General features: G+C 64.8%; 16 protein-coding genes. 4 read left to right on the top strand and 12 right to left on the bottom strand.

Features of this window, described 5'->3' with window-relative positions; translation table 11 throughout:
• Window positions 1-6: 6 nt before the first annotated feature.
• The 4 genes from ureA to GH663_RS06010 form a co-directional block, all read right to left on the bottom strand.
• Entirely contained in the window at window positions 7-309 is a 303-nt protein-coding gene (gene ureA / locus GH663_RS06025) for an urease subunit gamma (protein WP_153130748.1), read from the bottom strand.
• Window positions 310-319: 10 nt separating this feature from the next.
• A complete protein-coding gene (locus GH663_RS06020) occupies window positions 320-1,174 on the bottom strand; it encodes an urease accessory protein UreD (RefSeq protein WP_153130747.1) in 855 nt (284 codons plus the stop codon).
• A 173-nt stretch (window positions 1,175-1,347) separates the two neighbouring features.
• On the bottom strand, window positions 1,348-1,926 hold the full coding sequence (locus tag GH663_RS06015) for a TMEM175 family protein (protein ID WP_066881856.1): 579 nt from the start codon (window positions 1,924-1,926) through the stop codon (window positions 1,348-1,350).
• 89 nt (window positions 1,927-2,015) lie between these two features.
• Entirely contained in the window at window positions 2,016-2,378 is a 363-nt protein-coding gene (locus tag GH663_RS06010; protein ID WP_153130746.1) for a winged helix-turn-helix transcriptional regulator, read from the bottom strand.
• Between the two features lie 110 nt (window positions 2,379-2,488).
• Here GH663_RS06010 and GH663_RS06005 point away from each other — a divergent pair, with 110 nt between their 5' ends.
• The 4 genes from GH663_RS06005 to GH663_RS05990 are packed head-to-tail and all read left to right on the top strand — an operon-like array spanning window position 2,489 to window position 6,370.
• Window positions 2,489-3,142 (top strand): hydrolase, encoded by a 654-nt coding sequence (locus tag GH663_RS06005; protein ID WP_153130745.1) that lies wholly within the window; start codon window positions 2,489-2,491, stop codon window positions 3,140-3,142.
• 47 nt (window positions 3,143-3,189) lie between these two features.
• Window positions 3,190-3,888 (top strand): pirin family protein, encoded by a 699-nt coding sequence (locus GH663_RS06000; RefSeq protein WP_153130744.1) that lies wholly within the window; start codon window positions 3,190-3,192, stop codon window positions 3,886-3,888.
• A gap of 44 nt (window positions 3,889-3,932) precedes the next feature.
• Window positions 3,933-5,759, top strand: a complete 1,827-nt coding sequence (locus GH663_RS05995) for an amidohydrolase (protein ID WP_153130743.1) — start codon at window positions 3,933-3,935, stop codon at window positions 5,757-5,759.
• Between the two features lie 17 nt (window positions 5,760-5,776).
• Window positions 5,777-6,370, top strand: a complete 594-nt coding sequence (locus GH663_RS05990) for an antibiotic biosynthesis monooxygenase (RefSeq protein WP_211371066.1) — start codon at window positions 5,777-5,779, stop codon at window positions 6,368-6,370.
• 23 nt (window positions 6,371-6,393) lie between these two features.
• On the opposite strand, the gene GH663_RS05985 is transcribed toward GH663_RS05990, so the two are convergent.
• The 8 genes from GH663_RS05985 to GH663_RS05950 all read right to left on the bottom strand — a co-directional run bounded on the left by GH663_RS05985 (window position 6,394) and on the right by GH663_RS05950 (window position 11,819).
• On the bottom strand, window positions 6,394-6,741 hold the full coding sequence (locus GH663_RS05985) for a hypothetical protein (protein WP_153130742.1): 348 nt from the start codon (window positions 6,739-6,741) through the stop codon (window positions 6,394-6,396).
• Window positions 6,742-6,844: 103 nt separating this feature from the next.
• Entirely contained in the window at window positions 6,845-7,354 is a 510-nt protein-coding gene (locus tag GH663_RS05980) for a YkgJ family cysteine cluster protein (RefSeq protein ID WP_153130741.1), read from the bottom strand.
• Between the two features lie 17 nt (window positions 7,355-7,371).
• Window positions 7,372-8,211: an NADPH-dependent 7-cyano-7-deazaguanine reductase QueF gene (gene queF / locus GH663_RS05975; protein ID WP_153130740.1), complete on the bottom strand. Its 840-nt coding sequence runs from the start codon at window positions 8,209-8,211 to the stop codon at window positions 7,372-7,374.
• Between the two features lie 39 nt (window positions 8,212-8,250).
• Window positions 8,251-8,760, bottom strand: a complete 510-nt coding sequence (locus GH663_RS05970) for an ureidoglycolate lyase (protein ID WP_153130739.1) — start codon at window positions 8,758-8,760, stop codon at window positions 8,251-8,253.
• On the bottom strand, window positions 8,757-9,779 hold the full coding sequence (alc, locus tag GH663_RS05965) for an allantoicase (protein WP_153130738.1): 1,023 nt from the start codon (window positions 9,777-9,779) through the stop codon (window positions 8,757-8,759). Before alc ends, GH663_RS05970 begins: the two co-directional genes overlap by 4 nt.
• 9 nt (window positions 9,780-9,788) lie before the next feature.
• Complete coding sequence (locus tag GH663_RS05960; protein ID WP_153130737.1) at window positions 9,789-10,517, bottom strand: amino acid ABC transporter ATP-binding protein; 729 nt, start codon at window positions 10,515-10,517, stop codon at window positions 9,789-9,791.
• Window positions 10,498-11,154: an amino acid ABC transporter permease gene (locus GH663_RS05955; RefSeq protein ID WP_066881834.1), complete on the bottom strand. Its 657-nt coding sequence runs from the start codon at window positions 11,152-11,154 to the stop codon at window positions 10,498-10,500. The genes GH663_RS05960 and GH663_RS05955 overlap by 20 nt, the downstream gene beginning before the upstream one ends.
• Window positions 11,151-11,819, bottom strand: a complete 669-nt coding sequence (locus GH663_RS05950; protein ID WP_153130736.1) for an amino acid ABC transporter permease — start codon at window positions 11,817-11,819, stop codon at window positions 11,151-11,153. Before GH663_RS05950 ends, GH663_RS05955 begins: the two co-directional genes overlap by 4 nt.
• Window positions 11,820-11,847: the final 28 nt, after the last annotated feature.

Genomic DNA, 11,847 nt, shown 5'->3' with positions numbered 1-11,847 from the left:
AGCTCCTCAAACAATCGGGTTATGCACGGTGACCAGCTTGGTGCCGTCCGGGAAGGTCGCTTCAACCTGGATTTCCGGGATCAGCTCGGCGATGCCGTCCATGACGTCGGCGCGGCTCAGGACCTGCGTGCCGGCGTGCATCAGCTCGGCGACGGTCTTGCCTTCGCGGGCGCCTTCCATGATGGCGCAGGTGATCAGCGCCACGGCTTCCGGGTAGTTGAGCTTCAGGCCTTTGGCCAGGCGCCGTTCGGCGAGCAGGCCGGCGGTGAAGATCAGCAGCTTGTCTTTTTCTCTTGGTGTCAGTTCCATGAAGACTCCTTCAGGTATTCCAGATTCTTGGGCTTACCGCCGGTCGACCGCAGCAAGCAGGGCGCAGGATCGCCCACAGGTCGGTGAACCACAGGCGGGCCGCCTCGCTGTTGTCGCCGAGATAGCGGGCGACGAGCAGGCCGGGCAAGGCGGTCAGCGCGTGGCTGGCGGCATCGGCCGGCACCAGTTCGCGGCAGGCGGCCAGCACTTCAGGGGTATGCGGGAAGGCGGCGAGCAGCGTGCCGCACACTGTCGCCCCGGCCCAGCCGGCCGGACTGTGCAGCATGGCGTCGTTACCGGAAAAACCGCCGCGCTCCAGCCAAAGCGGCCGGCTTGAATCGCCACTCCGGCGGTCGACCCGGTAAAACAGGTCAAAACGGCCGTGCTCGAAACGCTCGCCTGCCGCCGCCCGGCCGAGGCAGAGAATGTCCCAGCCGAGGTAACGGCTGTCTTCAGCCAGCGCAACGCGGGTTTCCATCCGCGCACGCGCCCCGTCGAAAACGATGGTCTCCTGCGGCAACCATTCCAGTGTGGCGCCCTCTTCCACCGTCCAGGCAATCTTCTGCGACGCTTCCGCCCCGGCCGAGCGATACCACTTGCCGGCGCCCGGCGTCGTCAGTTGAGCGTGCGCCCCGGCGCCGACCACGGCCGAAATATTCAGATGATCGCCACCGGCGATGCCCGATGGCGGGTGCAACAGGATGGCCTGGCAAACCGTCTCGCCTTCCGGGTAAAGCGCCTTCTGCACGCGCAACGGCCCCTGATGGCGATTTTCACGCAGCACGGTGCGTTCACCAGCGCAGGCGAAAGCCAGGTGCAACGAGGCATGCCAGCTTGGCAAAGTCAGGGGAAGGCGCGAATTCATGCGGCGATTATGGCGAGAAGGCCGAGCGATGGGAATACGCAAGAGTACGCAGGGAGGGCGTTTCGAAGGAAATGGGCGGCCTGCCGACGGTCGACATGTCGCAGGGGGCGACCAACGAATTTCGCAGCATGGCGGACCAGCACACCGCCAAACGCACTTCAAGCAGCCCGGCCTTAATTGCCGGCCAGCGCTTTCTCGATGCGGCGGTCCGGAATGAGCCAGATCAAGGCGACCAGGACGTACATGGCCTGCGCCAGCGATGGTGACCAGAAAGCCAGCAACACACCGATGGCGTAAGCCACCGGCGAAGCCTTCCCCTTCCAGTCGCTGCCCAAAGCTTCCCGCAACAGGGAAGCGCTGCCCTGCGCCGCGATGATGGTCTGCTCCAGGATCCAGTAAGCCACCGCCGCCATGAATAGCACCACGCCATAGACGGCCGACGGCATGGCCGCGAAGTGGTTCTCCCCCATCCAGCCGGTGACGAAGGGAAACAGCGAGAGCCAGAACAGCAGGTGCAGGTTGGCCCACAGGATCGGCCCGGTGACGCTGTGCGCCGTGTGCAGCATGTGGTGATGGTTGTTCCAGTAGATGCCGACGTAGACGAAGCTCAGCACATAACTGAAAAAGACCGGAACCAAAGGGGCCAGCGCCTCGATCTGCTCGCCATGCGGCACCTTCAACTCAAGCACCATGATGGTGATGATGATGGCAAGAACGCCATCGCTGAATGCTTCCAAACGCCCCTTGCCCATCGTGTTCTCCCCGATCCCCGTATTCGCACTCCGGTAAAGACCGCAGGGCCGGCAATTAGTGCCCGCCAGGAAAGTCGGCGGCAGTCCGCTTAGCCTTCCTGACGCGGCGGGCGGTGCTGCTTCAGGCGCCGGGCGACCGCTTCCATGCTGTTGAGGACCGGCTCCAGTTCCCGGCTCAACGCGGTCAGGGAATATTCGACCTGCGGCGGATTGCTGGGCAGAACCTGGCGCACGAGCAGACCGTGCGCCTGCATGACGCGCAGGCGATTGGTCAGCACCTTGGTCGACACCCGCGCCAGATCCCGGCGCAGGTCGCCGAAGCGGCGCGGGCCGGCGCGCAGGAACCACAGAATCTGCACGGTCCACGCACCGGCCAGCAGGCCCAGCACATCTTCCAGCGGGCAGTCATGGGGCAGCGGCGGCTGGATCGCCGGTTTGGGTCGCAAGGGCATGATGGATGGCTAATAGTTACCGTCAGGAACCTACTTTTAATAAAAATTCTTGCAACTAGACTGGGGGCTCGCACTCACAACGAGTGTTCCACAAGCGAAGGAGAATGACCATGCCCCAAGCCACGCCGACCCCGGGAAAAACCCTCCTCAACCCGAGCAACCACCTGCTGATCATGATCGATCACCAGTCGCAGATGGCCTTTGCCACCAAATCGATCGACGCCATCACGCTGCGCAACAACGCCGCGCTGGTCGCCAAGGCGGCCGACGAATTCAAGGTGCCGACCATCCTGACCACGGTCGCCGAAAAATCCTTTTCCGGACCGATGTTCGATGAAATCAAGGCGGTCTTCGCCGACGCCCCGGTGATCGACCGGACGACGATGAACACCTGGGAGGACGCGCGGATTGCCGAGCGGGTCAATCAGATCGGCAAGGCCAAGATCGTCTTCGCCGGGCTATGGACCTCGGTCTGCATCGTCGGCCCGACACTGTCGGCACTCGATCAGGGTTTCGAGGTTTATGTCATCGCCGATGCCTGTGGCGATGTCTCGGACGAGGCCCATCAGCGCGCCATGGAACGCATGATCCAGGCCGGCGTGCGGCCGATGACGGCGCTGCAGTACCTGCTCGAACTGCAACGCGACTGGGCGCGCGGCGAAACCTACGACGCAACGGTCGCCACCTCGATTGCCCATGGCGGCAGTTATGGCCTCGGCCTGATCTACGCCAAATCGATGTTCGGCGGCAGCGAAGCCCACTGAAGCCCCCCTGCCCGACGCCCACCACCTATCACCCCATCGAGGTTGCCATGATTACCCTGCGCAAAAGTTCCGATCGCGGCCAGGCCGACCACGGCTGGCTCCACAGCCAGCACAGCTTTTCCTTCGCCGATTATTACGATCCGCGGGAGATGGGCTGGGGAGCGCTCCGCGTCATCAACGAGGACCGGGTTGAGCCCGGCCAGGGGTTCGGCACCCACGGCCACCGCGACATGGAGATCATCAGCTACGTCCTGGCCGGTGAGTTGGAGCACAAGGACAGCATGGGCAACGGAACGCTCATCCGCCCCGGCGACGTGCAGCGGATGAGCGCCGGCAGCGGCGTCCGGCACAGCGAGTTCAACCCCTCGCCCCGTTCGCCGGTGCATTTCCTGCAGATCTGGATCGAGCCGGCCACCCTGGGCATGGCGCCGAGCTACGAGCAGAAATTCTTCGCGCCCGAAGACAAGCGCGGCCGGCTGCGCCTGGTCGCCTCGCGGGACGGCCGCGAAGGCAGCGTCACCCTCCATCGCGACGTCGACCTCTACGCCAGCCTGCTCGCCCCCGGCGAACAGGTCTCGCACAGCCTGGCCGCCAAGCGCAGGGCTTACCTGCATCTGGTGCGCGGGGCGGTACGCGTCAACGGCGTTCAGCTCGAAACCGGGGATGCCGCCAAGATTGAGATGGAACAGAAACTGACGATCGCGGCCGACGCCGATTCGGAAGTGCTGTTGTTCGATCTGGATTGAGCCCTGACGGCCGAACGGCCGTCAAACCCGACGCAGGAGGCAGCATGGCGAAAATCACCAACGATCAGGCAGCGGCTGATCTCATCCTCCACAACGGCCGGATCGCCACCAACGACCCGACCCAGCCTTTCGTTTCCGCCCTGGCCATCGGCGCCGGCCTGATCCAGGCGAGCGGCGACGACAGCGAAATCATGGGTCACCGCGGTCCGCTGACCGAGGTCGTCGATCTCGGCCGGCGCACGGCCATCCCCGGCCTCAACGATTCGCACCTGCACCTGATCCGCGGTGGCCTCAATTACAACCTCGAATTGCGCTGGGACGGCGTGCCCTCGCTTACCCTGGCGCTGCAGATGCTCAGAGAGCAGGCCCAGCGCACGCCGCCCGGGCAATGGGTGCGCGTCGTCGGCGGCTGGAGCGAATTCCAGTTTGCCGAACGCCGCCTGCCGACGCTGGAAGAACTCAACGCGGCAGCACCCGACACCCCCGTCTTCATCCTGCATCTCTACTGCCAGGCCATGCTCAACCAGGCGGCCTTGCGTGCCGTCGGCTACACCCGCGACTCGCCCGACCCGCCGGGCGGCATGATCGCCCGCGACAAGGCCGGCCATCCAACCGGGCTGCTCCTCGCCAAGCCGAATGCGATGATCCTCTATGCAACACTGGCCAAGGGGCCGAAGCTGCCGCTCGAACAGCAGATCAACTCGACCCGCCATTTCCTGCGCGAACTCAACCGGCTCGGTGTCACCAGTTGCATCGACGCCGGCGGCGGCTTCCAGAATTACCCGGACGACTACCAGGTGGTGGAGGAACTCGATCGCCGCGGCGAACTGACGGTACGCATCGCCTACAACCTGTTCACCCAGAAACCCAAGGAAGAAAAGCTCGATTTTGCGCGCTGGATGAAGTTGACCGCACCCGGTGCCGGCAGCGACTTCTACCGGAGCAACGGCGCCGGTGAAATGCTGGTCTTTTCCGCCGCCGATTTCGAGGACTTCCTGGAGCCGCGGCCCGACCTGCCGGCGGTCATGGAAGCCGAACTCACCGAGGTGGTCAGCCTGCTCGCCGCCAACCACTGGCCGTTCCGGCTGCACGCCACCTACGACGAATCGATCAGCCGCTTTCTCGATGTGCTCGAGTCGGTGCACCGCGAAGTGCCGATCGACCGGCTGGGTTGGTTCTTCGACCATGCCGAAACGATCAGCGACCGCAATATCGAGCGCGTCCGGGCGCTAGGCGGCGGCATTGCCGTACAGCATCGGATGGCGTTCCAGGGCGAGTATTTCGTCGAGCGCTACGGGGCCCGGGCGGCCGAACGCACGCCGCCGATCCGCCGCATGCTCGAGCTGGGCATCCCGGTCGGCGCCGGCACCGATGCCACCCGCGTCGCCAGCTACAACCCGTTTGCCGCCCTCTACTGGCTGGTCAGCGGCCGCACCTGCGGCGGCCTGGCGCTCTACCCGGCCGCCAACCGGCTGCGTCGTGAAGAGGCGCTCCGCCTGTACACCGTGGGCAGCGCCGGCTTCTCCGGCGAGGCAGAAAAGAAGGGGCGACTGGTCGCCGGCCAGTTGGCCGATCTCTGCGTGCTCTCGGCCGATTACTTCGCCATCCCGGAAGCCGAGATCAAGGCGCTGGAATCGGTCTTGACCATCGTCGGCGGCAAGCCGGTCTACGCGACGCAAGAGTTCCGGCGACTCGATCCGCCCGCCCTGCCGGTCCTGCCCGAGTGGTCGCCGGTCGCGACCTTTGGTGGCTACGGCGCCCCGCTCGCGTATGATCACGCCGCCGCCCGGCCAGCGCCCTGCCGGGCCCACCCACACCCGGTGCCACACCCACATGACGGGCTGGGCGGCTGCATGTGCTGGGCATTTTGAAGGCATTTGGAGGAATGATGAGCGACGAAGTGGCTTCAATGCCGGTACGCGGCAAAGCGTCAGACGAGAGCGTCACCCTGCATATCCAGCAGCGGGTGCGGCCGGAGGCCCTAGGCCGCTACGAGCAATGGCTGCGCACCATCGCCGCTCGGGCGGCGGCCTATCCGGGGCATCAGGGCGTGCATATCATCCGCCCGACGCCCGGCCACAACGAATATACGATCCTGATCCGTTTTGCCAGCCTCGCCGATGCCGAGCACTGGACCGGCTCGACCGAGCGCCAGGATCTGCTGGCCGAGATTGCCGATGCCTTCGAACACGAAGACCGCTTTCACATCCAGCCCGGCATCGAGTTCTGGTTCACGCCCTCGTCCCCGGCCCAGAAGAAGCCGGCGCCGTGGAAGCAGTGGCTGATCACCACTTCGGTAATCTGGCCGCTGACCATGCTGATTCCACCGCTCTTCAAGCCCTTGTTCGCAGCCGTCCCGCTCCTGGGCACTTGGGGAATCAGCCACGGCATCATCGCGGCGACCATCGTTGCGCTGGTCGTCTTCGTGATCATGCCGCGCTACGTGCAAGCGGTCTCCCGCTGGCTGTTCGAGCCGCGCTGAGCGGCTCGCTTACCTGCTTTGGCTCAGTCCTGGCGGACCAGCAGATAGGGGCTGTGAAACTTCGCCCCCTTGATGTCGGCAACCGCGAAGGAACTGCCGGGTGTCGGCATCTTGATGCGGCCGATCACTTCGCCATCCGTCGTGGTTTCCTTCATTTCGACAATCAGCGGTTCCGGAGCGATCAGGCGAAATTCGAGCGTCGTATTTGGCACACCGGCCGCAGCCACCTTGACGCTGGCGTTCGGCCCGACCAGCGACACTGACTGTTTCAAGTTGCCCGCCAGGTAAATATCGATTTTGACTGCATCCGCCGCAAATGCGTGGAAGGGAGCTGCCAGCAAGGCGGCAATCAGCAGGGGTTGATATTTCATCATCTCATTCCGGTTATGAAGAGCAATCGGCACGATGCTCATGTAAACCATAAATGGTAACGCCAGAACAATATTTGTTCAGTTACAAATTGTATTCATGCGCTCAAGCACCGCGCCCGGCCGATTCCCAACCCGCGAACCACTCGGTCAGCGGCCGGCTTTCGCCGAGGCCGGCGAGTCGATGATCGATGGCGTCGTGGTTGCCCCAGACCACATCGGCCAGGCGGCCATCGTCAACGCGGGATTCGATGTCACGGCAATAAAGCCCCAGCTCGCGTTGCGCATAGAAGCCGTAAGTGCGGCAGGCGACCGGGCGCTGGGCATAGACGGGACAGGCGCCGGTAGATGAGTCGAGCAGCGGGCAGACAATGGGGCGCGCTGCCGATGCGGCCAGCGCAGCCATCTTCCGGCTGACTTCCTGCAGGCATTCCGGCGTCAGCGCGGCCAGGCCGTCGCGCAGCAATGCCCATTCCGTAGCGGTCAGTTGCGGCACCTCGGCGAGCCGCCGACAGCACTGGTCGCAGCCCTTGCCGCACAGCCAGTCGGGGTGGTTCTCGCGGATATTCTGGACGCGGGCATCGATCTCAAGATGCAGCCGGGAGAGCGCGGTCATTTTCTCCACCGACAGCCTTACTGGCGCACTTCCCGCGTATTGTCGGGTGCCGCAAATTCGCCGCTACTGCGGAAAGGATTGATGTCCAACCCGCCGCGCCGGGTGTAGCGGGCGTAGACGGCGAGCGCCTCGGGCGCGCAGTGCTCGGTGATGTCGCAGTAGATGCGTTCGACGCACTGCTCGTGGAATTCGTTGTGTCCGCGGAAGGAGACGATGTAGCGCAGCAGGCCGGCACGATCGATCGGCCGGCCCCGATAGCGGATGACCACCATCGCCCAGTCCGGTTGGCCGGTAACCAGGCAATTGGATTTCAACAGGTGCGAATAGAGCGTTTCCTCGACCAGTGGGCCATCGGTGGCGTGCAGCAGCTCCGGTGCCGGCTGGTAGCTGTCGCAGGCGATGTCGAGTTCATCGAGCAGTTCGCCGACGGGATAAGCAACCGAGACCTGCGGTCGACTGCCCAAAACGGCCACTTTTACCCCGATCTCAGCCCCGGCCGCAGCCGACAGATCGCGCGCCAGCGTCGCCTCGACGGCCTCCGTATCGGCAAAGACCGACTGGTTGAACGAATTCAGGTAGAGCTTGAAGGATTTCGACTCGACCAGATTCGGGCTGTCGGCCGGCACCCGGAAAGTGGCCAGCGCGACGACCGGCTTGCCCTTCGGGTTCAGCCAGGAGACTTCGTAGGCGTTCCACAGATCCTCGCCGACGAAAGGCAGCGCCGCACCACTGATCCCCAATTCGTCCCGCTTTAGCTGACGGGGAATCGGGTACAGCAGTTCGGGCGCGTAGTCGGCACGGTACTCGGTCGGCTTGCCGAGCGGGGAAAGGATGCTGGGGTCGTTGGCTGGGCTCATGAGGCCGGATTTTACCGGAGCCAGGCCCCGCCGCCGAAATCAGCGTGCAATGCCGACTTGCCAGCCGGTGATATCGACCGCCTCGCAGTTGTCGCCGGGGCCGAGCCGGTCGGCGACCAGGAAATCGCCGGTGCTCAGCGCGAGCAGCGGATGGTGCCAGACGCCCCGCCGAAAATTGATGCCCTGCCGGCCGTTGCTGACGAAAACACGCAGGCTTTCCGGTGCCGCCTGCGCGGGCAAAGGCCTCCTCTCGGCAACAACGACCAGAAAGGCCTGCCCGTGCAACGGCATGAAGGCCTGCGAGCCAAGCGGGTGGCGCTCCAGGCAACTCAGCGCAAACGGCGCCTGGCGGGCTTCGGCCCGAAAGATGCTGAGTGCCAGCCGGCCCTCGGCATCGGCTTCGAGCTGGGCGAGATCGGTAAAGCGCTGGCTGCTGCCTTCGTTGATCGCATAACCGGCATGGCCGGCGCATTCGATGACCTGGCCGAATGGCGCGAAGGCCTCGGCGCTGAGCGGCAGCGCCGCCAGCAGGGTAAGCCCGCCGTTCATGCCGGGCCGACCTCGCCCCACAGGCGCAGGCGGGAAATGCCGCCGTCCGGGTGGAGATTGAGCCGGACGTGGCTGACCGTACCGAGGGCGACCACCTGGTCGAGGAAGTTGTGGATGTGGTCGGCCTGCAGCTTCACTTCCGGCAGCAGGGTCGGCCAGAACTGCGCCTGGGCAACCAGCGCCTGGTCGCTCAGGCCTGGCGCGTAGCCGGCCTGCAGCGAGCAACGATCCGGGAAGTTGCCCTTGAAATGGGCGGTATCGACCTCGATGCGTCGGATCGTGCCGGGCTGACCGAGAGCGATGAGGCACCAGTCGAAGCCCGGCTCGCGCCGCCGGCGGGTTTCCCAACCATCACCCATGTCCACGCCGCGTCCGGGCAGCAGCAGGTTGCCGGCGACACCGAAATGAGCGTCGTTCCACGCCACCGGGTAGCCGCCATTGAGCGCGGCGCCCAGGTCGACCATGCCGTTCTCGCCGGCAACAGGCGCCCCGCCCGGCCGCCCATAGACGCGCAAGCGAGCAACGCCGCCGTCCGGCAGGATGTTGAGGCGGAGATGGCTGAAGCAGGCCGTACTGTCGAGCGCCAGCAGATGGTGCTGGTTGCCGCTGAGGGCGGTCGGCGGCAGCAGGCTTTGCCAGCTTTCGGCCAGCGCCGGGTCGCGGCCCTCCGGGCAGCCGTCGAGCGAGGCGGCCGGCGGATAGTTGCCGGTAAAGAAGCTGGTATCGATATCGACGCCGGCGATGCGCCCCGGCCGGGCCAGGCGGACGATGCACCAGTCGTGGCCGGGACCGCGCTTGCGGCGCGATTCCCAGCCGTCCATCCACTTGCCGTTGGCGTCGTACTTGCCCGGCACGAAAATGGCAGCCGAAGCCCGCAACAGGCGCGCCATCGGCGCAAAGAAGTCGTCGGAACAGGCGATCGCCTCGGCGCCCAGGCGCGGGTCGGCCAGGTTGATCTGCTGGCGTGCCCAGTCGGGCAGCGCGACGGCCGGAGCCGTCAGGATATTGGTGTGATCCATGGTGAAAACTCAGTTGATGGAGCCGATGAAACCGGCCAGTTCGGGCGTTTGCGGATTGCTGAACAAGGTCTGCGGATCGCCGGCTTCGTGGATGCGGCCATGGTGCATGAACACCAGCTTGTCGCCGACTTCGCGGGCAAAGCGCATTTCGTGGGTGACCATGATCAGCGTCATGCCTTCGGCGGCCAGCGTCTTGACCACGGCCAGCACCTCGTTGACCAGTTCGGGATCGAGCGCCGAAGTAATCTCGTCGCAGAGCAGCACGCGCGGCTGCATGGCCAGCGCCCGGGCAATGGCGACGCGCTGCTGCTGGCCGCCCGACAGCTGATCCGGATAAGCGTCGAACTTCTCGTAGAGCCCGACTTTCAGCAGCATGGTGCGGGCGATGTCCTCGGCCTCCTTGTTGCCGATCTTCTTGACCACCGTGGTCGCCAGCATGACGTTCTGGCCGACCGACAGATGCGGAAAGAGGTTGAACTGCTGGAAGATCATGCCGACTTTCTGGCGCAGCGCACGCAGATCGGTTTCGTGCGGATGCAGATGTTCGCCATCGACCTGGATTTCTCCCTGCTCGAAGGTTTCGAGGCCGTTGATGGTGCGCAGCAGCGTACTCTTGCCCGAGCCGCTGCGGCCGATCAGCGCGATGACCTGCCCTTCCTCGATCTCGAGATCGATGCCCTTCAGTACGTGGTTGCTGCCGAAATGCTTGTGCAAGCCGTTAATGCGCACGAGAGCCATGAATGTTCCTTTCGAGATAGCGGGAGTAGGCGGAAAGCGGGTAGCACAGCGCGAAGTAGCCGAGCGCCACCAGCCCGAAGACCATGAAGGGCTGGTAGGTGGCGTTGGCCAGCATCGAGCCGGTCTTGGTCAGTTCGACGAAGCCGATGATCGAGGTCACCGCCGTGCCCTTGACCACCTGCACCGAGAAACCGACGCTGGGCGCGATGGCGATGCGCAAGGCCTGCGGCAGGATGACGTGGCGCATCTGCTCGAAATGGGTCAGTGCCAGACTGGCCGAGGCCTCCCACTGCCCTTTCGGCACCGACTCGACGCAGCCGCGCCAGATCTCGCCGAGGTAGGCGCTGGTGAACAAGGTCAGACCCAGGGCTGCGGCCAGCCAGGGCGAAACTTCCAGCCCGAGCAGGCTGCTGCCGAAGAAGATGATGAACAGTTGCATCAGCAGCGGCGTGCCCTGGAAGACCTCGATATAGCCCAGAGCCAAACGCCGCGGCAGCGGGTGCTTGGCGATCCGGGCGAAGAGGACGAGCAGGCCGGCGCAGCCGCCGAGGACGAAGGCGGTCAGCGACAGCCCGAGCGTCCACAACAGGCCGTCGAACAGATTGCGGACGATGTCCCAGTAGGAAATATCGCTCATCGGGCTCTCCGGGCGATCAGTCGCTGGCCGGCCTGGATCATCGCCTGGCGCACGGCGATGGCGAGCAGGAAATAGATGCCGGTGACGATGAAGTAGGTTTCGAAAGCGCGGAAATTGCGCGACTGGATGAAGTTGGCGGCAAAGGTCAGTTCTTCGGCGGCGATCTGCGAACAGACCGAGGAGCCGAGCATGACGATGACCACCTGGCTGCACAGCGACGGCCAGACTTTGAGCAGCGCCGGCGGCAGCACGACATGGCGAAAAAGCTGCGCCCGGCTCATCGCCAGCGACTGTGCCGCCTCGATCTGGCCGCGCGGCGTCGCCTCGATGCCAGCGCGGATGATCTCGGTGCTGTAGGCGCCGAGATTGACCACCATGGCCAGGATGGCGGCCTGCCATTCATTGATCTGGACGCCGAGCGACGGCAGCCCGAAAAAGATGAAGAACAGCTGGACCAGGAAAGGCGTATTGCGGATCAGCTCGACATAGGCCGTGAAGATGCGGTCGAACGGGGCCAGCCGCCAGGCACGGGAAACCGCCCCGAAGATGCCGATGGCCAGCCCGCAGACGGCGCCGACGGCAGTCAGCCCCAGCGTCTTGACGGTACCGGCGAGCAGCGCCTCGCGGTATTCGAGGACGGATGAAAAATCGAAAGCGTAAGCCATGGGCGGTTCTCCGGCGCCGCCACACGGG

The sequence above is a fragment of the Dechloromonas hortensis genome (assembly GCF_009469765.1).
GTDB classification, from domain to species: Bacteria; Pseudomonadota; Gammaproteobacteria; order Burkholderiales; family Rhodocyclaceae; genus Azonexus; species Azonexus hortensis.
Note: the sequence above shows the minus strand (reverse complement) of the source record. Positions and strands in the feature narration are given on the sequence as shown.

Coding starts and splice junctions, on each gene's coding strand:
- ureA (WP_153130748.1), bottom strand. CDS start 309: ATGGAACTGACACCAAGAGAAAAAGACAAGCTGCTGATCTTCACCGCC.
- GH663_RS06020 (WP_153130747.1), bottom strand. CDS start 1,174: ATGAATTCGCGCCTTCCCCTGACTTTGCCAAGCTGGCATGCCTCGTTG.
- GH663_RS06015 (WP_066881856.1), bottom strand. CDS start 1,926: ATGGGCAAGGGGCGTTTGGAAGCATTCAGCGATGGCGTTCTTGCCATC.
- GH663_RS06010 (WP_153130746.1), bottom strand. CDS start 2,378: ATGCCCTTGCGACCCAAACCGGCGATCCAGCCGCCGCTGCCCCATGAC.
- GH663_RS06005 (WP_153130745.1), top strand. CDS start 2,489: ATGCCCCAAGCCACGCCGACCCCGGGAAAAACCCTCCTCAACCCGAGC.
- GH663_RS06000 (WP_153130744.1), top strand. CDS start 3,190: ATGATTACCCTGCGCAAAAGTTCCGATCGCGGCCAGGCCGACCACGGC.
- GH663_RS05995 (WP_153130743.1), top strand. CDS start 3,933: ATGGCGAAAATCACCAACGATCAGGCAGCGGCTGATCTCATCCTCCAC.
- GH663_RS05990 (WP_211371066.1), top strand. CDS start 5,777: ATGAGCGACGAAGTGGCTTCAATGCCGGTACGCGGCAAAGCGTCAGAC.
- GH663_RS05985 (WP_153130742.1), bottom strand. CDS start 6,741: ATGAAATATCAACCCCTGCTGATTGCCGCCTTGCTGGCAGCTCCCTTC.
- GH663_RS05980 (WP_153130741.1), bottom strand. CDS start 7,354: ATGACCGCGCTCTCCCGGCTGCATCTTGAGATCGATGCCCGCGTCCAG.
- queF (WP_153130740.1), bottom strand. CDS start 8,211: ATGAGCCCAGCCAACGACCCCAGCATCCTTTCCCCGCTCGGCAAGCCG.
- GH663_RS05970 (WP_153130739.1), bottom strand. CDS start 8,760: ATGAACGGCGGGCTTACCCTGCTGGCGGCGCTGCCGCTCAGCGCCGAG.
- alc (WP_153130738.1), bottom strand. CDS start 9,779: ATGGATCACACCAATATCCTGACGGCTCCGGCCGTCGCGCTGCCCGAC.
- GH663_RS05960 (WP_153130737.1), bottom strand. CDS start 10,517: ATGGCTCTCGTGCGCATTAACGGCTTGCACAAGCATTTCGGCAGCAAC.
- GH663_RS05955 (WP_066881834.1), bottom strand. CDS start 11,154: ATGAGCGATATTTCCTACTGGGACATCGTCCGCAATCTGTTCGACGGC.
- GH663_RS05950 (WP_153130736.1), bottom strand. CDS start 11,819: ATGGCTTACGCTTTCGATTTTTCATCCGTCCTCGAATACCGCGAGGCG.